At 49.7% G+C, this 18,320-nt stretch carries 15 protein-coding genes; 3 read left to right on the top strand and 12 right to left on the bottom strand.

Translation table 11 applies throughout. From position 1 onward, the window contains the following. Positions 1–104: 104 nt before the first annotated feature. The 7 genes from ACI4J0_RS00965 to ACI4J0_RS00995 form a co-directional block, all read right to left on the bottom strand. Positions 105–740 carry a hypothetical protein gene (locus ACI4J0_RS00965; RefSeq protein WP_439763946.1) on the bottom strand — a complete coding sequence of 212 codons (636 nt, stop codon included), beginning with the start codon at positions 738–740 and terminating at the stop codon, positions 105–107. Continuing rightward, positions 737–1,216, bottom strand: a complete 480-nt coding sequence (locus ACI4J0_RS00970; RefSeq protein ID WP_439763947.1) for a hypothetical protein — start codon at positions 1,214–1,216, stop codon at positions 737–739. The genes ACI4J0_RS00965 and ACI4J0_RS00970 overlap by 4 nt, the downstream gene beginning before the upstream one ends. Then, entirely contained in the window at positions 1,213–2,313 is a 1,101-nt protein-coding gene (locus ACI4J0_RS00975) for an EpsG family protein (RefSeq protein WP_439763948.1), read from the bottom strand. Before ACI4J0_RS00975 ends, ACI4J0_RS00970 begins: the two co-directional genes overlap by 4 nt. Positions 2,314–2,419: 106 nt before the next feature. Further along, positions 2,420–4,084 (bottom strand): glycoside hydrolase family 5 protein, encoded by a 1,665-nt coding sequence (locus tag ACI4J0_RS00980; RefSeq protein WP_439763949.1) that lies wholly within the window; start codon positions 4,082–4,084, stop codon positions 2,420–2,422. Between the two features lie 171 nt (positions 4,085–4,255). Continuing rightward, entirely contained in the window at positions 4,256–5,935 is a 1,680-nt protein-coding gene (locus ACI4J0_RS00985) for a cellulase family glycosylhydrolase (protein WP_439763950.1), read from the bottom strand. 136 nt (positions 5,936–6,071) lie between these two features. Beyond that, a complete protein-coding gene (locus ACI4J0_RS00990; RefSeq protein ID WP_439763951.1) occupies positions 6,072–6,542 on the bottom strand; it encodes a VanZ family protein in 471 nt (156 codons plus the stop codon). Continuing rightward, positions 6,539–8,668, bottom strand: a complete 2,130-nt coding sequence (locus ACI4J0_RS00995) for a glycoside hydrolase family 3 N-terminal domain-containing protein (protein WP_439763952.1) — start codon at positions 8,666–8,668, stop codon at positions 6,539–6,541. Before ACI4J0_RS00995 ends, ACI4J0_RS00990 begins: the two co-directional genes overlap by 4 nt. Before the next feature lie 260 nt (positions 8,669–8,928). Here ACI4J0_RS00995 and ACI4J0_RS01000 point away from each other — a divergent pair, with 260 nt between their 5' ends. Further along, positions 8,929–9,486, top strand: a complete 558-nt coding sequence (locus tag ACI4J0_RS01000) for a biotin transporter BioY (protein WP_439763953.1) — start codon at positions 8,929–8,931, stop codon at positions 9,484–9,486. A 358-nt stretch (positions 9,487–9,844) separates the two neighbouring features. Beyond that, entirely contained in the window at positions 9,845–10,420 is a 576-nt protein-coding gene (locus tag ACI4J0_RS01005; RefSeq protein WP_439763954.1) for a hypothetical protein, read from the top strand. Positions 10,421–10,484: 64 nt separating this feature from the next. Here ACI4J0_RS01005 and ACI4J0_RS01010 read toward each other — a convergent pair whose 3' ends face one another. Further along, positions 10,485–11,843 (bottom strand): methyl-accepting chemotaxis protein, encoded by a 1,359-nt coding sequence (locus ACI4J0_RS01010; protein ID WP_439763955.1) that lies wholly within the window; start codon positions 11,841–11,843, stop codon positions 10,485–10,487. Positions 11,844–12,131: 288 nt separating this feature from the next. Here ACI4J0_RS01010 and ACI4J0_RS01015 point away from each other — a divergent pair, with 288 nt between their 5' ends. Continuing rightward, positions 12,132–14,531 carry a glycogen/starch/alpha-glucan phosphorylase gene (locus ACI4J0_RS01015; protein ID WP_439763956.1) on the top strand — a complete coding sequence of 800 codons (2,400 nt, stop codon included), beginning with the start codon at positions 12,132–12,134 and terminating at the stop codon, positions 14,529–14,531. A 438-nt stretch (positions 14,532–14,969) separates the two neighbouring features. Here ACI4J0_RS01015 and ACI4J0_RS01020 read toward each other — a convergent pair whose 3' ends face one another. Genes ACI4J0_RS01020 through ACI4J0_RS01035 form a run of 4 tightly spaced genes read right to left on the bottom strand, consistent with a single transcriptional unit; the run spans position 14,970 to position 18,126 of the window. Further along, complete coding sequence (locus tag ACI4J0_RS01020; protein WP_439763957.1) at positions 14,970–16,127, bottom strand: macrolide family glycosyltransferase; 1,158 nt, start codon at positions 16,125–16,127, stop codon at positions 14,970–14,972. A gap of 15 nt (positions 16,128–16,142) precedes the next feature. Next, the gene (locus tag ACI4J0_RS01025) at positions 16,143–16,904 is read right to left on the bottom strand and encodes an ABC transporter permease (protein WP_439763958.1); all 762 of its coding nucleotides are present in this window, start codon (positions 16,902–16,904) and stop codon (positions 16,143–16,145) included. Beyond that, on the bottom strand, positions 16,901–17,644 hold the full coding sequence (locus tag ACI4J0_RS01030; protein WP_439763959.1) for an ABC transporter ATP-binding protein: 744 nt from the start codon (positions 17,642–17,644) through the stop codon (positions 16,901–16,903). The genes ACI4J0_RS01025 and ACI4J0_RS01030 overlap by 4 nt, the downstream gene beginning before the upstream one ends. Before the next feature lie 11 nt (positions 17,645–17,655). Further along, positions 17,656–18,126 (bottom strand): helix-turn-helix transcriptional regulator, encoded by a 471-nt coding sequence (locus tag ACI4J0_RS01035; protein ID WP_439763960.1) that lies wholly within the window; start codon positions 18,124–18,126, stop codon positions 17,656–17,658. Positions 18,127–18,320 lie beyond the last annotated feature (194 nt).

An 18,320-nucleotide genomic window follows, 5' to 3' on the forward strand; every position in this document is an offset into this window, starting at 1 on the left:
TACTATGACCTTATTTGTGCAAATTTTTTTATCTAAACACTTTATCGACAAGCTGAAGCGGATACCACCGTCGGGATATCCGCTCTTTTATAAATGCCGTATTGTCACATAATGATATATTTTCCGCCGTCGGTCATAGTTACCACGATGTTTCCGTCATTGTCGAAAGCAAGAGGACCCATATCGATCACGTTCTTGTCCTCGTCCACATAGTAAACGTGAGCGGTCTTCAGATCTATGCCGCACTGAGTGTAGTATTTGGAGGAGATGTGTATCTCAACGGTGCAGCCGAAGGAGCCTTGCTGCTCTGTTCTGAGTATCATTGCGCCCTGAGCCTCGGATCTGGTCATTTTAATGGCAAGGCTGATGTCCTTGGGGTCGGTAACGCTGTCGCCGTCGATAACAGCGGTGTAGCGCTTGGTGATAACGGTAAGAACGCCGCCGTCCTTGCCTGCCAGCATAGCCATAGCGTTTGCCTTCAGCTGAGCGGTCTCGTAGGAGGCATAAACAGGCTCGCCCTTGGCAACGGCTGCTCTGATATCCTTCTTCTCGATTATCTCAAGGGGATTTGCAGCCGAGGAGCCTGCGGGAGCAGAATTTCCGCTCTGACCCGAAGGTGCGGAAGGCACTGCAGGGGGAAGAGTATAACCGGGATTGGAAGAATAATCCGCAGCGCTTACGGAAACAGCCATAGAAGCGGCGATAACAGCCGCAGCAATAACAGAAAAGCTCTTTTTCATAATATATCGTTCCTTTCACAGCCTTGTATCATCTTTTTTGTATATAAATATCCCGCTCCGAACAGCATAAGCCCAAGCACTGCCGTCATTACGGAGAATATATTTCCGTTTATTCCCATAGCCTTTTCAAGCTCGGCAAAGGGAAGCCTTGAAATTATCAGGCAGAGCTTATCCGCCGCAAGCCCGATATCGCTGAATTTGATCACTCTTATTCCCGATACCCCGAGCTGTATCGCGGGGGGAAGCGTAAGCCACAGGCACATTCCCAGAGCAAAACGCTTTCTCATTCTCAGCCCGTTTAAAAATGACATCACAAACCAGCATACAAGCACAAGCACCGCCGCCGCGCCTCTCAGTGCGCCTGCCGCTTCATCGGGGATAAAATCGTCTCTGCCCGCACAGGCGGACACATAGGAAACGCACAGACAAAGTGCCATATCCTCGGTGACGGTGGAGGGATAAAAGGACAGCTTCACTTTACTTCCGTCCTTTCAAAAATAGTTTTGTACGGGACTGCGCCGTTGTAATTTCGGTTTAAAAGCAGGGCGTAATTTCCCGACAGAACAAGCGCCGCCGCAAGTATTGCCGCAATGCCCGCGCCCTTTTTTCTCTTCCCCGCCATGTCATATACAGCAGCGAAAATTTTCGGCGCTCCGAGACACACCGCCGGGATAAAAAACAGCAGGGCAAGCCTTGAAACAGCGGCATACCTTGAGCCGATAAGCTCAAAGAAAAATGCGGCAAAGCAGCACCATATTATCATATTGATACTGCGCTTTTCCCCGTTCATACGGTCTCTCAGGGCAAACGCCGCCAGGAACAGCACGCCGTACATCACAGTATATGCAATGGGCAGACCGTTTACCATATCTCTGCCGCTCTCTATATTATAATCCGAATAGACAAACCGCGTAACAAGCCCCAGCAGCTGCTCCGAAAAGACATACGCGCCTGCCGACAGCACTGCTGTCACAGCAAGGGTCATCATATTCCAGCCTATATAAGCAAATATAAAGCAGGGAAGCAGAAACAGGGCAGAGCGGTGAAACACGGAGGCAAACAGTATCAGCAGCAGATATCTCATCTTACAGCCCTTAACGGCGTATTCAAAGGCAAAGGCGCATATCACCGCCGCAAGAAATTGGCGCATAAAATTTATTGAGTTAAAAAACAGCCCCATTCCCAGAAAAGCCGTGACGCTTATCCAGGGGTCGTCGGAATGACGGTAAATATAGGTCATAAGGGGCGGATAAATAAGCAGTGATATAAGAGGGAACGCAGCCGCATAGTCGGAGGTGAAGATATTCAGAAGCTTTAAGGGATAAAACAGCCCTATCTCCTGCCTGCCGCCCCGAAGTCCGTCAAAGTCCACGAAATTCAGGTCGTAGAACCAGCCTGCGTAAAGGTTGTAATCGTAGCCCACGCCAAATCGCAGGGCGGATATAAGGGTAAGCGCCGCTCCCGACAGAACACAGTAAAGCAGAACTGTTCTGCTCTCTTTTCTTTCGCAAAGTCCGCACAGGGGGATACCCAGTCCCGCAGACAGCAGGAGCATTATCCAATATACTGTCATAGCGTCCTCTTTTCACAGTTATCTATTTTAATTATACTATTTCTTTTTCCTGTTGTCAAGGCGGTTTTGGAAAAAAAGAGGACAAGGTCACCCCTGTCCCGAAAAATCACTGCTGTTTTTTCAGCATTTCCCTGAAAAGCTCGGCAAGCTCCTCGTTCCTGCCTTTCGGATAATCGTCATACAGACCGAAGGCAGGCTCGTTGTATACGTGATAGTTAAAGCCGATGTTATATTTTTGGCATATGCTTATCATATCCCTTACCCAGCCCATGCCGTTGCGTCCGTTTTCAAGGCCTTCCGAAATAACGCCGAACTCGCCCAGATAAATGGGAACATCATGCTTTTTTGAAAACCGTACATAGGGCAGTACGCAGGACTCAAGATAAGCCTTGTCAAAGCTTTGGATATTCCCGCTCAGAGACATATCCATTCTTATCTCGGGGGAACCGCTGTCACATTTTATATAGCCCGAGACCATATATTTATATCCCTTTTTCATTTCATACCGCTTGAAGTTATGCACATAAAACGAAGCAGTGCCCGAAATTTTCAGGCAGCCCGCAGCCTTATTGCCCTCATCGGCGCAGTATTCGGAAATGCCGCTCCCGTCCTCGCTCCAGGAGCTGCCGTTCACCGCCCCGTCCGAGAAATCGGCTGAAAAGAGCGTCCTGCGCTTGCCGTCCGGCGATATCTCCGTAAGGGTGATATCGTCAAAATATACGGCACCGTCCCCGAGAGACGAAGCTGTGACAACAGGTGTGACCACATTCGCCTTTGAGGTCAGGGAAACGGTCCTGCTTTCAAAATACGCCCAGCCATTGGGACCCACCGATCTTTTTGATGCGGGCAGACATTTTACCCAGCCGTTTATTACCTTCTCCCCCACTATCTCCTCGGAAGGATAGGTCATTGTGATGCCCTCGGTACCCGCCCAGCCTGTGTTCTGATGGGTGAAGAAAAAGGGGTCGTATTTATGGAACTCGTAAACCACATTGTCATCGTCAATATCCGCAAAGGAATGTTCGGGAGTGAAATATTCGTATTCCCGTTCACCGCTCGTTTTAACAGCAGCTCCCACGCCCTCTGCAAAGACCGCCTGATATGGGGAAACGCTTCTTATTTCGGAAGCAAGTCTCTGCATAAGACTGTTAAACTGCCCGTATGTCTCCTCCATTGTCTCCCTCATGGGAACCACAGGCTCGTTTATCAGCCCATAGCCCCATACCGTCGGCTCATCGGCATAGCGCTTTGCTATCCTTTTCCAGAGCGCGGCAAGCCTGTCCTGAGCCTGTTTGCTGTTCCATAGCTCAAGCCCATCGCCGTTTGACTGATATCCGCCCTGGGGGCAGTGCATATTTATTATTATGCCCATACCGTATTTTTTTGCCCAGGCGATGTTTTTGTCAAGCCACTTAAAGCCCGACTTTTTGTAATGATACGGAGCATTGTCGCTTTCAAACAGACCGTAATTGATATAAAACCTGACGCAGTTAAAGCCCATTTCCGAAAGCTCCTTGTAGGTCTTTTCATTATGATGGGTCATATCCGGGGACTGCGGATCGCTCCAGACGCTGTTTCCCAGAGCCATTCCCTTGATATGAAGCTCCTTGCCGTCCGTTCCTATTATCCTTCTGCCCTCGGCGTGAACGAAATCATCTGCCGTATATTTCTGCGCCGAAACGGAAAAGCCTGCCGAAGCGGTCAGCATAAGTGCGGCACAAAGCAGAGCGGCAGTCCTTAACAGACCTTTCAGAATATTTTTAGCCTTCATTTTTATCCTTCCTCTCCGAAAGCCGAATTATCCTGTATTTATTCTGCCACATTTCCAAAGCCTGTTCAAGCAGATATTTGTGAACATTGCCTATATTTTTACCTATAAGGGATAACAAAAAAGCGCCGCACAAAGCTGTATTAAAAGCCTTGTGCGGCATCTTAAATAAACTTATTTAGCAGCCTGAACGATAGCCTCAACTATCTCGGGATAGTTGAATGCCTTTTTCTCTCTGCTGTAAATGCCGAAGCATTCACCGCCGCTCCTTCTGCCTGAGTTATTGTCCCAGAGCACGCAGGGTATATTGTACTTGCCTGCGCCGCTTACATAGTATTTCGCCCAGGCAACACGGTCCTCAAGGTTATTCTTGTTTGTTGCGCCGAATTCGCCGATAACTACGGGAATGCCCTTGCTTACGAAAATGCTGTTGAGTTCCTTGAAGAACTTGTCAAGCTCCTTCTTGTCGTTGTCGGTAAAGGTTCCCGAGCCGTTTGCGTCCATTGCGAAGAAATAGGGGTTATATGCGTGAACGGAAACGATGATCCTGTCATCGTCGGGAAGCTCCAGCTGCTTGAGAATGTTCGTGGAGGAGGTAGCCGCATATGCGGGCACCATAATGTGACGGTATGCATTGTTGCCGCCTGTTTTGCGGATAGCGGCTACTATTTTCTCGTTGAGAGTGTAAACGACCTCTCTCTCCTCTGCCGTTCCGCCCGACCATTCCTTTGCGCTGCCCTCGGTGCGGGGTTCGTTCAGGGTCTCAAAGATGAGGTGCTCGTCATAGTCCTTGAAGGTGTTTGCTATCTGAGTCCAGAGGGTGGTCATCTTCTTTACGGACCTGTTAAGAGTTTCCTCGCTCTTTACGCAGCCGCCGATATCATAATAGCTGTTGTCATGGTGGGAATTGAGGATAACGTAAACGCCGTTGCTGTATGCGTAGTCAACTACTTCCTTTACGCGCTTCATCCAGTCCTTGTCCACATTTCCCTTGGAGTCGCAGTGCTTGCCCCAGGAAACGGGTATTCTTATAGTCTTGAAGCCTGCCTTGCAGATATCGTCTATCATATCCTTGGTGGTCTTGGGATTGCCCCAGGCGGTCTCGGAGTTAAGACCTGTTCCCAGCGCGTCAAGAGAGTTGCCCAGGTTCCAGCCTGCGCCCATATCCTTTACAATATCCATAGAGGTCATCTTTGTATCAAAATCCTTTGTAGCCTTTGCAGAGGGCTTCTTGGAGGAAGTGCCTGTGCTGCTCTCGGTATCGGACTTGCCCGTTGATGTGACCTTGACGGTTATGACAGCCTTTTTGCCGCTGCCGTCTGTGGACTTGACGGTTATCTTTGCGGTGCCTGCCTTTACGGCGGTGATAACGCCCTTGGAGCTTACTGTTGCCACGCTCTTGTCGGAGGTGGAGTAGCTCAGCTTCTTATTTGAAGCCTTGGAGGGGGAAACTGTGGGCTTGACGGTATATGTGCCGCCCTTTTTGAGAGTGATGCTGCTGTCGGGAACGGTGACTGAGGAGACCTTGGTTCCTACGGTAACTTCCACAGAAGCCTTTGCCTTTGTTCCCTTCACCTTTACGGTAACGGTGGCGCTGCCGTTCTTAACGCCTGTGACCTTTCCCTGTGAGGTCACAGATACCACATTCTTGTCGGAGGTGGACCATTCAAGAGTGTAGTCCTTCTTTCCCGACACCTCGGGAGTAAGCGTTACAGATTTGCCCTTAGAAATTGTAATCGTTTTCCACGGCAAAGAAACGGATACCTCAGCTGCGCTTGCGGAAAAGCCCAGACCGCAGCAAAGGCTAAGTACCATAGCCATGGAGATCAGCAATGACAAAAATCTTTTTTTCATCTGCTTCATTCCTTTCATATTACGGACAGCGCCCCATAGCTTCCGCGGGGCGCCCGTCCTGCTTTAATAAATATAATTTTACCATCTGCGGGATATAATTTCAATTAACATATCATATGAACTTGCGCCATGTTATTTATTGTTTTTGACCAAGCTTCATATTAAGCATGAACCTTTCCGCCGCATTTATAACAAAGAGCAGAAGGACAGGTCCGCATACCGCCCCGCAGGCGTCGATGAGCATATCTGTGACCATACACGCCCGTCCCGGAACGAAATACTGATGCAGCTCGTCGGAAACGGCGTAAAGCGCCCCGAACAAGGCGGATAAAAGGAGCCGCTTTCCCTGCTTTTTATCCGTTCCCACGCCCCTCATTCCGAAATATATCGCTGCTCCCAGGGCGGCATATTCCAGAAAATGGGCGCTTTTTCTGACTATTACCGTAAGCAGATGACTGTCCACATTTTCCTCTCCCGCCGCCGCGGAAATAACGCCGTCGCTCACTGCCGTTGACTCGGTCCCCGTCTGTGCGGAAAAGAAGAAGATAACAAGCATTATGACCAGAGCGGGGATAAACCTAAGAAGCTTTTTTATTTTCATACTCATACCAGTCTGAACTCCGCCTGATTTTCCGTTGTGCTGTCGGGACCGATGTACAGGATAAAGCTGCCCTTTTCGGCGGTACGCTCCATATTGATATCGTAAAATCTCAGCATATCCTCGGTCATCTCAAAGGAAACGATCTGTTCCTCACCGGGGGCAAGGGATATTTTCCTAAAGTCTTTAAGCTCTCTCAGCGGACGGACAACGCTGCCCCTGACGTCGCGGATATAAAGCTGAACGACCTCTTTTCCCGTTCTGCCGCCCGTATTCTTCACCTTAACACTTGCAGTTATCTTTCCGTCTGCCGTAAGAATATCCCTGTCGAGAGTAACGGGAGAATATTCAAAGCTTGTGTAGGAAAGTCCGTAGCCGAAGGGGTAGAGGGGGATATTGGGAACGTCCATGTAATTTGAAATGAAGGGGATAAAGCCCTTTGCCCCGCTATCCTTGGGTCTGCCCGTATTGAATGCGCTGTAGCTTATGGGAAGCTGTCCCGAGCAGAATGGGAAGCTCATTGAAAGCCTTCCCGAGGGAGATACCTTTCCCGAAAGGATATCCGCCGCTGCAAGGCAGCCTGCCGTTCCCGGGAGCCACAGCTCCAGTATCGCCGCCGCTTTTTCCGCAAGCTCGGGTATGGCAAGGGGTCTGCCGCCGAAAAGGAGAACGACGGTACTCTGATTTACGGCAGATATTTCCTCAAACAGCCGCCTTTGCTCCTCGGGGAGAGATATGTCCGCCAGACTTCTTGACTCGCCCGTTCCCAGCTGGTCTTCGCCCAGGGCAAGAATGACCGCTTCTGCATTCTTTGCGGCTGCAAGGGCTTTTTCATCGGGAATGTCAGATGGTATAAATTCAAATCCAATATCGGGGCAAAGCTCCTCAAGAGCGGCTCTCAGGGTAACGGTCTTTGAATTGTCCGCAAAAATAGCCCAGGAGCCTACGATATCCCTGCTCTCGCAGAGTGAGCCTATGACGGCAATTTTTTTTGCCCTCAGCGGAAGTATGCCGTTGTTTTTGAGCAGCACCATACATTCCTCCGCAGCCTTTCGGGAAAGCTCCAGATGCTCCCTGCAGCAGAGAAGCCGTTTTTCCTCCTCCTCGGAAGCGTCCTTGTAGGGAGCTTCAAAAAGCCCCAGCTTGTTTTTGAGCCGCAGCACACGCATTACTGCCTCGTCAAGCAGTTCTTCGGACACCTCGCCGCTCTTTACCAGCTCCTCAAGGTTATCGAGATAGCAGTCGGACATCATATCAATGTCCACGCCCGAATTCATTGCCTTTTCCGCTGCGTCGCGGCTGTCCTCCGCCGCACCGTGAATTATGGTCTCGCCGATAGCGTTATAGTCGCTTATCAGCACGCCCTCAAAGCCCATTTTCTCCCTGAGAACGTCACGGAGAAGCTTTCGGGATATGGTGCAGGGAATACGGTCAAGGGTGTTGAATGCGGTCATTGCCATCTCAGCCCCCGCATTTACAGCTGCCTCATAGGCAGGGAGATAGTCCTCGAAAAGAGTCCTTTCCGAAAGCTCGGCAACGTTGTAGTCCCTTCCGGACTGCACTGCGCCGTATGCGGCAAAATGCTTGAAGCAGGAGGCGACTTTGCCCTTGTCTCCGCAGTTTTCCCCCTGAAAGCCCCTTACTGCAGCGGCAGTCATTTTCGAGTTAAGGCAGGGGTCCTCGCCGAAGCTCTCCATGCACCGTCCCCAGCGGCTGTCGCGGGCAAGGTCTGCCATGGGCGAGAAGGTCACGTGTATTCCTGCCGCAGAAGCTTCCTTTGCGGCAGCTTCGGCAGTCTCTCTTACAAGCTCGGGGTCAAAGCCTGCTCCCAGGGCAATGGGCACGGGAAAAGCGGTCTTGTAGCCGTGGATAACGTCCGCCATGAACATTGCGGGGATATGGTGAGGCTGCTCCTTCATAAACTCGTCCTGGAGCTTTTTAAGGCGCACTGCTCCGTCCGAGCCTAAGATACTGCCCATACGGTACGCCCTGTTATCCGTAAGATGAAAGCGTGCGGCAGGACCTGTGAGGAAGTCTCCGCCGCCGTAAAAATCACCGTTGAGCTGAACAAGCTGCTCGACCTTTTCCGTTACGGTCATATCACTCAAAAGCTCCGAAAGCTGTTTTTCGGTCATTTTTGTCATTCCTTTCCATTGAAAATATCCCATAGCTTTACTCAAAGTTTATCATAAATTTCTCATAACGTCAACCGATTTTCCGCATATTTTATTGTTGACCGTTTTACAGTTTATGTAAAATAAATCAAGGGGAAACACAGAATGTATTAAATCAAAGTAAAAAACAGAGTTATTGTAAACTACATCCAATTTATATGTTGACAAATATTTCCCGATGTGCTATGATAAACAGGCAATGAAAAAAGGAGGCATTTTTTATGAGTGATACGAAAAAGAAGCTGAGCGCAAAGGATATGGCGTTTACGGGAATGTTCGCGGCGGTAATTGCCGTTCTTTCCCAGGTGGCGATACCCATTCCCTCGGGAGTGCCCGTGACGCTCCAGACCTTTGCGGTGGCGCTGGCGGGCTACACCTTAGGAATGAAGCTCGGAACAGCTTCGGCGGCTGTATATGTGCTTATCGGCACCATCGGCGTGCCCGTTTTTGCAAATTTCAAGGGCGGACTTGCATCTCTCACAGGCCCCACAGGCGGATTTATCTGGGGCTTTATCATCATGGCGTTTTTCTGCGGTCTGGGAATGGACAGGACAAAGAAGATACCTGCCATTCTTTTGGGAATTGCGGGACTTCTCATCTGTCATCTCTGCGGAGCTGCACAGTTTACCATGATAAAGCAGGGCGGCTTCCTTCAGAGCGTGCTGCTGGTATGCGTCCCCTATCTTCTCAAGGACGTTATTTCGGTAGTGCTGGCATTCGGTCTTGCGGCGGTCATCCGCAGCAGAGCAAAGCTCAGCAGAAAGGCTGAGGCAGGCTGAGGCAGGCTGAGGCAGGCTGAGCCTGCAGCCACTCGTTCTATAGTTTACACGGACGGCAGGCATACGGCTCGGTAACTATACAAACAGGCTATTACAATTTATAGCAAGACACAGAAATAAACTGACAAAAGGAGGCGAGTGCAAAGCTTGAAGAGTTAGGAACGAACCCGCAGGCAGGCTTGCCGCCTGTCAAGGGTGAGTGACGACACTATTCAAGCTTTGAACCGCCGAACTTGGCAGGATATTTTTGTGGATTGCTATAATTTTGTGATATTTTAAAGTTTCCCTCTTGAAATTTTTTGCGAGATGTGTTATAATTATAAAAATAATATGCATATATGCAGAGGAGGGGAAATGTATGGGAATATCGCCAATAGGAACAGGCACCGCCGCTCCCGGGGGCTTTGTCTCGGGCGGAGATACGGGCACCAATATACAGCGAAAGCTTACCGAGCTTAAAAAGCAGCGTGAGGAATTTGTGGGCGCTCAGAACAAGGTTACGGACAAAAACGCTCTCTCAAACAAGATAGCCGCTCTCGACAGGCGGATAAGCAATCTTGAAAACAGGCTTGAAAAGCTTAATGAACAAAACGGTGAATGTCAGACCTGCAAGAACCGCAAATATCAGGACGGCTCGGACGATCCCGGAGTTTCCTTCAAGACTGCCTCGAAAGTTGCTCCCGAAGCAGCTGCATCGGCTGTGCGCGGTCACGAGATGGAGCACGTTTACCGAAACCGTGCGGAGGCTGCCAGAGAGGGCAGGGAGGTAGTTTCCCAGAGCGTCAGGTTGAAAACGGGCATATGCCCCGAATGCGGCAAGGCATATATTTCGGGGGGCGAGACCCGCACCGTTACAAAGGCGAAAAACGAGCCCGATTTTTCCGCGGGAACGGAGACAGACCCCAAGGGAAGTCTGTTTGATACGGTGGCATAATAACTTGTGATACAAAAACCGCCATTGGCTTTATAGGTCAATGGCGGTTCTTCTTATGTACTTATCAGTTGAACTCTTTTACGATATCGTTCATTCTCTTTACCTCGTCGGTAACGGAACGGGCGGTATCGGCGCTCCTTTCGGAGGTGCGGGATATCTGCGCCACCACCTCGGCTATCTGGTCCATCTTTATCTTCACAGCCTCGGCAGAAGCGGTCTGACCCTCGGCAAGCCGCTTTATCTCCTCGGACTGTCTTGCGCTGTCCTCGGAAATGCGTATAACATCGTCCATCTTGTCGGCAATGCCCTCGGCAAGAACGGTTCCGCCTCTTACAGCCTCAATGCTTGTGGCTATGAGGGAAGAGGTGTTCTTTGCAGCCTCGGCGGATTTGTTGGCAAGATTTCTTACCTCGTCCGCAACTACCGCAAAGCCCTTGCCTGCGTCGCCTGCCCGGGCAGCCTCAACGGCGGCGTTAAGAGCAAGGATATTGGTCTGGAAGGCAATGTCCTCGATAGTTTTGATAATGCTCTCGATCTCTCTTGAAGCCTTTGCAATGTCATCCATCGCATTTACCATATTGCGGACCTCTTCATTGCTGGAACGGAGAGTTTCGTTGCTCTTTCTCGCAGACTCGGAAGCGCTTTCAGACTCGCTGAGACTGAGATGAGCCTGATTTGTGATATTTCCGATATCCGAAACGATATTGCCGATAGTAGCCTCCTGCTCCTCGGCGTCGGCGCTGAGAGAGGAGGATATCTGCTCCATAAGGGAGGCGGTGCTGTTAAGGCTGGAGGATATCTCCGCTATACGGGAAACTACGTCTCCCTGCTTTGCCATAAGCGCCTTGTTGCCGTCCACCTGCTCGTTCATCTGCTCAAGAAGCCCAGATGTTTTCTGCTCGGCGGCTCTGGACTGCTCGATATACTTTATGCTCTGCCTGATAAAATACATTATCAGCGTGGCGCATATATTCATTCCGATAATGCCCTTGATAAGGAACTCAAGCCCTGCTCCCTGATAAAAAAAGCTTCTGAAAAAAAGCGCGCCGACAACGGCTATATCCATAATGACCCAGTGTATCTTGATATTAAGGATATTGTAATAAACGGCGGCAATGGACATTGACGCCAGCATGAGCGGGAACATTCCGTGCATCTCATGCTTTGCGGAGGATATGAGGATTATGGCAAGCAGCTGAGCCTGAGAGAGTATTATTCCTCTTACAGAGCCGCTGAGCTTGTTTTTAAGCAGCATGACCGCCACAGGAACAATGATGCCTATGGCAATAGTCACTGCGCCTACTGCGGCAGCTCCCGATACGATATTTACTATTCCGAAAACAAGGCATACGCCCGCAATAAAGAGCATATGCGTTTTAATGACCTTTTCGGAGACTGCTATGGTATTGTTTTTTTCCGTCATATTTTTTCCCAGCCTTTACGGTTTATTTTGCAGGATAAAAATTTCACTCTGATTATAACATATTCCGACAATGATGTCAACCGAAAAAAACCATATTTTTGAAGTTCGCTTTCCCGGCTCTGTATATTCCTTAAACGTTTACGACAGTTAATCACAATTGTCGAAAAAATATTTGTCTAATATTCCTATTGAAAAAACTGCACAGATATTTTATAATATTTTTAGGCAGATTTTTACAGTAGATAGTTCAGGTTCCGCAAATAATTTCGAGTAAGGAGAGAAAGAAATATGATACCTGTTATCAACAAGGAAGATTTTGAGGAAAAGCTCAGACAGGAGCTGCAGGTGGAGTTCAATGTTACTCCCATCGACGCTTCTGATAACCAGATCTACAAGGCTCTTTCGGCTGTTGTGGTCGAGATCCTCAGAGCAAAGAGAAGAAAGTTCAGAAACCAGACCCACTCCGCAGGCAAAAAGGAAATTTACTACCTTTCAATGGAATTCCTTATGGGACGTTCCCTCAAGACAAGCCTTTACAACCTTGAAATAAACGACATGGTAGAGGATATCCTCAAGAAGTGGGACGTCAATATCGAAAGAATTTACGATTACGAGCCCGACGCAGGTCTCGGAAACGGCGGTCTCGGCAGACTTGCTGCCTGCTACCTTGACGGTCTTGCTACAGACGGCTATCCCGCAATGGGCTACTCCATCTGCTACGAGTACGGTATCTTCAAGCAGAAGATAGAAGAGGGCTGGCAGACTGAGCTTCCCGATAACTGGCTTCCCGGCGGCGACTGCTGGCTGGTTCCCAAGACTGACAAGTCCATCGAAGTTCACTTTGACGGCGAGCTGAAGGAGTACTGGGATCAGCAGTATCACCATGTTTCCTATGTTAACTACAACACCGTTGTTGCAGTTCCCTATGATATGTACGTTCCCGGCTACGGCAGCGACGGAGTTTCCGTTCTCAGACTGTGGCAGGCAAAGGCTCCCTCCTTCGATATGAAGATGTTCAACCAGGGCGACTATGCAAGAGCTCTCGGTCAGAACACCGTTGCTCAGGCTATCTCCAAGGTGCTCTACCCCAACGATAACCACCTTGAGGGCAAGAGCCTCAGATATCGCCAGCAGTATTTTATGTGCGCTGCTTCCGTGGGCGATATCGTTAACCGTCATATGTCCGTTTACGGCACTCTGGACAACCTCCACGAAAAGGTTGCTATCCACATCAACGACACTCACCCCACTCTTGCTATCCCCGAGCTTATGCGCATACTCCTTGATGACTGCGGCTACAGCTGGGACAAGAGCTGGTACATCGTTACAAATACATTCGCTTACACCAACCACACCGTTATGGCTGAGGCTCTCGAAAAGTGGGACGTTAACCTTGTCCGCCAGATCACTCCCCGTATCTTCGACATCATCTGCGAGATCAACCGCCGCTACTGCGAGGAGCTTATGGAGAGGATCGGCGACGGAAACAAGGTCTCCAGAATGTCCATCGTACAGAACAACCAGATCCACATGGCTCTCCTGTGCGTATGCGCTTCTCACAGCGTAAACGGTGTTTCCAAGCTCCACTCCGAGATCATCAAGACCGATGTATTCAGCAACGAGTACAGCTACACTCCCCACAAGTTCCAGAACGTTACCAACGGTATCGCTTACAGAAGATGGCTCCTCCAGTCCAACCCCGGACTTACAAACCTCCTTTCCGAGACCATCGGCGACGGCTTCAAGAAGAATGCTTCCGAGCTTTCAAGCTTTGTCAAGTACGAAAACGACAAGAAGGTCCTCGACCAGCTTGCCAAGATCAAGCTTGAGAACAAGAAGCGCTTTGCAAAATATGTTCATCAGAACTTCGGCGTAGACCTGAATACAAACGCTATCTTCGATGTTCAGGTAAAGCGTCTCCACGAATACAAGAGACAGAACCTGAACGCTCTGAACATCATTGCCGAGTACAACGCTCTGCTTGAAAATCCCAATATGGAATTTACTCCCAAGACCTATATCTTTGCTGCAAAGGCAGCTCCCGGCTACTATCTTGCAAAGCAGATAATCAAGATGATCTGGGCTCTGGGCGAGGAGATAAGAAAGAATCCCGTTATCAGCAAGAAGCTGCAGGTGTTCTTCCTTGAGGACTACCGCGTAACCATGTCCGAGCTGCTCATGCCCGCAGCTGAGGTTTCCGAGCAGATCTCTCTGGCAGGCACAGAGGCTTCGGGTACAGGAAATATGAAGCTCATGCTCAACGGCGCTCTTACTCTCGGTACTCTTGACGGCGCAAACGTTGAGATCAAGGAGCAGGTCGGCAAGGACAACATCTTCATCTTCGGCATGACCACCGAGGAAGTCCTTGCAAAGAAGGCTCAGGGCTACCGTCCCGAGGAGTATGTAAACAACAACGAGGTCATCCGCAAGGCTCTCGCAAAGATGTACAGCGGCATCAACGGCTGCACCTTCGAGGAGGTCGCAGACACCCTCAAGTTCAAGGATCCTTATATGGTACTTGCAGACTTCGACGCTTACCAGTCCGCTCAGCAGTACGTTTCCGAGTGCTACAAGGACAAGGCTAAGTGGAACAAGATGTCTCTCCACAACATCGCAGGCGCAGGCATATTCTCCGCTGACCGCGCTGTTGACGAGTACGCTAAGAACATCTGGAAGCTTACTAAGTAATTTAATATCAATAACAAAAACTGCTCCCGACGCTGCATTGTCGGGAGCAGTTCAATCTGTCGAAAAAGAAATGATAATTATATAATATGCACAAACCAATGTAAAAATTGCTTTGTCAAAAACGTTCCACCGGAACGTTTTTGAGGGTAAGTTACCTAAAACTTGTAAGAAGGGGAGGCGGTCGTGTCCGCCTCCCCTCGAAATGCTGTCGCATTTCTCACCCCTTGCTCCGTTTTGGAAGGATAAAGGAGATTTCGCCCTCTGCGGAGGGCGACAAGGGGACGCCGTCCCCTTGACCCCTGCCACCTTTGAAAAGGTGGACGAAACTTTTAGTGTTGTGTTTATTTGTGCAACTTTTATCATTTATCCGCTTTATCGACAGACTGACTGCTCCCGATGCATTGTCGGGAGCAGTTTTTGTTATTGATATTGAGAATATTATTTCACAAGCGATTCAAGGAAAGCTCTTGCCTCCGCAGCACCGCCGCAGGACTTAAAGCTTTCGGATATCTTTTTTGCGGCGTTTTTGTACTTCGTATCATTCAGCACCGTTTCTATCGCCTTTAAAATATCCTCCCTGCCCACAGACGAAAGCGAAATGCCTGCACCAAGCTCCTCGGTGCGCGCCGCAACCGCTCCCTGCTCGGGAGTCTGGGGACAGAGTATCAGCGGCACTTCAAAATACAGCCCCTCGGAAGCGGAGTTCATTCCGCAGTGGGTGATGAACACATCGGCGATCGACAGCACAGCCATCTGGTCAACATACTCGTAAACCTGTATATTATCGGGGAGAGTGCCGAGATCATGGCTGTTTGTGCCGCAGGAGATTATCACCTGATAGTCCGTTCCTTTCAGCGCCTCGATGGCATTTCGGTATATCTCCTCGTTTTTCACCACCGTGCCCATGGAGATGTAAACCGTCTTAGCCCCGGTCTTTTCCATCGGCTTTTCAACGGGTCTGATGGAGGGACCGATGAACCGGTACTTGTCCGAGAAGGTCTCCGCACAGGGCTGGAAATATTCCGATGTGTAGACAACAGTGTTTGTATCGTTGTCATTTGTGACTATCTCCATTATGCTTTTGACGGGATAGCCCTTGTCACGGAGTCTCTGTATGTGCTTATTAGCCTTGGGCATTGTGAACATCATTTTAAAGAGGTCGAGGGGTCCTTGCTTCATATACCTTGAGGAGTGATTGTTGAATGCGAAGGTGGTAGTCGAGGAAACATAGGGGATATTGTATTTCATTGCTGTAAGCTTGCCCCAGTATGCAACCGAGTCGGACACGATGAGGTCGGGCTTTATCTCCTTTACCATTTCCGACACCTTATCGTCCAGCGCAAGGGTGGAATTTACGAGAAGCTCGGCGGCAAAAGCCATATCCTTTCCCACCTTGTCGGCATTTCCTTTGTCCTCCATCTCAAAATCACAGCCGTCACAGCTTATGAAAACCGCTCCCGCCTTTTCTATCTTCTCCCTGAACTGCTCAAAGGAGAAATAGTATACCTCATGTCCCGCAGAGGTCATTTCCTTTACTAAGCCCAGTGTAGGATTTGTGTGTCCGTGTGCGGGAATGCAGAACCACGCTATTTTCATAATGACTCTCCTTTTTTATCTGTTATCTTTTACCATATTTTTCCGAAATGCTATAACGGAAATAATGACTGCTCCCAGGGTGTATGCCAGAACAATGAGCATATCCGTTCCGAGATTTGCGGTACTGCCTGCCATAATGCTGCGGACAGCTCTTACCGAGTGGTAGAAGGGCAGGGCAAGGCAGACGCTGCGAAGTCCGCCGCCTATGCTCTCAACGTCCATCCATATTCCGCCAAGCATTCCTGCGGCAGAGATGATTATGGAGCAAAGTCCCGGTGCGGCATTGCTGCCCATCACGCTTCCGAAAAACAGTCCGAAGCCTATGAACATCACCGCTGTGGGGATAAGGGACAGGAGCGCAAGGAGCACCCTGCCTATGTTCATCTGCACATCTTCCGCTGCAGCAATTACAAAGGAAGCGGCGAAGGTTATCACCGACTGTATGACCGAAAGAAGGATTATAGGCAGATAATAGCCGCCGATAAACTCCCATGCCTTCATAGGAGAGGCATAGAGACGGGTAAGGAATGCGCCTGTTCTGTCCTGTGAAAGGAGCAGCGCCGCAAAGAGCATTACAAAGGAAAGTCCGAACACAGCAATTCCGCCGGACAGATTGTCAATGCGGAAAACAGTCATTCCCGCCTCGGGGGGTATGCTGCTGTTTACCACCGTCATAATGAGCAGCATTACAATGGGAAAGCCGAGACAGAATATGTAGCTTAACGGGTCTCTGAGCAGCTCCTTGAGATTTCTTTTTGAAAATACTGCCGTTCTCATACTGCTTCTTCCTTTCCTGCGCTTCTCTCGGCAATTTCGATAAATGCGTCCTCGAAAGTGTCCTTGCCTGCAAGCTTTTTCAGCTCGTCGGCTGTTCCCACTGCCCTGAGACAGCCCCCTGTCATAATTGCAATGCGGTCGCAGAGGGCTTCCGCTTCGTCAAGGTAATGGGTGGTGAGGATAATGGTCATTTTTGATTTAAGTCCCTTTATGACATTCCACAGCTCCCGCCTTGCCAGCACGTCAAGTCCTAAGGTAGGCTCGTCAAGGAAAAGTATCCTCGGTGAGGTCACAAGTGCCATTGCAATGCTGACCTTCCTCTGCCAGCCTCCCGAAAGGGTCTTTGCCCTGCGGTCAAGGACAGAACTGAGGGAAAGCTCGCTTATCACCCTGTCCACTGCTCCCCTGGGGTCGTCGATGCCGTAAATATCCGCCATAAACTCAAGGTTTTCCTTGACCGTAAGCTTGGGAGCTACGGCAGTTTCCTGAGTGGAGAGGTTAATTATCCGCTTTACCTCACTGCTTTCGGTGATAATGCTCTTCCCGCCCAGAAAGGCTTCGCCGCTGTCGGGCTTTGTAAGGCAGGATAACATTTTTATGGTGGTGGTCTTTCCTGCGCCGTTGACGCCCAGCAGTCCGAAAAGCTCTCCCGAGGCGATGTCAAGGGTGAGGTCGTTTACGGCGGTAAGACTGCCGAAGGTCTTTCTGAGGTTTTTTATCTCTACAGATGAATTTTCCATAGCTATTCCTTTCACTCGCCCTCATTTTCCGAGGGGATAACATCTTCAAGGGTGATGTCCTTGCAGCCTGCGGCTTTCATTGATTTGAGCACGTCCAAAAAGAAGGAGGTCTTGCAGAGGGCTAAGCCGCCCTGAGACTCATCTCCCAGCACCAGGAGCAGCTCTCCTTCCTTTATGCCGAATATCTTCAAAGCCTTTTTGGGTATCTTGAAGCTGCCGTCCTTTCCCACCCTGACCGCACCGAAAATGTGCTTGCCCCGGGGAGTTATGTCCTTTTTCTCACCGTCCGTAACAGCTTCAAAAAGGCTGTCAAGGGTCACATCGTACAGGTCGGCAAGGGCTCGGCAGTTGTAGATATCGGGGAGACTGTCGCCGCTTTCCCACTTTGCCACCGCCTGACGGGAAACATTCAGCTTCTCCGCCACCTGCTCCTGAGACAGTCCGCTCATCTTGCGAAGCCGCTTTAAATTTGATTCTATCATCTGTTATTCTCCATTCTGCGGATATACGCGCTGTCCGCTTTCGTTATTTTTATTATACGGTATTATAAACACCTTTTCAACCAAGCAAAGCTTACAAAAAATGCAACCGGCGGTTGCATTTTGTAAAGATATTTATCAGTCGTGCCGTTCATCGGAGTCAAAGGTCTCGCAGAAGCGTGCGGCAAAGGCAGGCG

Origin of the sequence: Huintestinicola sp. (genome assembly GCF_051882455.1) — a bacterium.
Taxonomy (GTDB): domain Bacteria; phylum Bacillota; class Clostridia; order Oscillospirales; family Ruminococcaceae; genus Huintestinicola.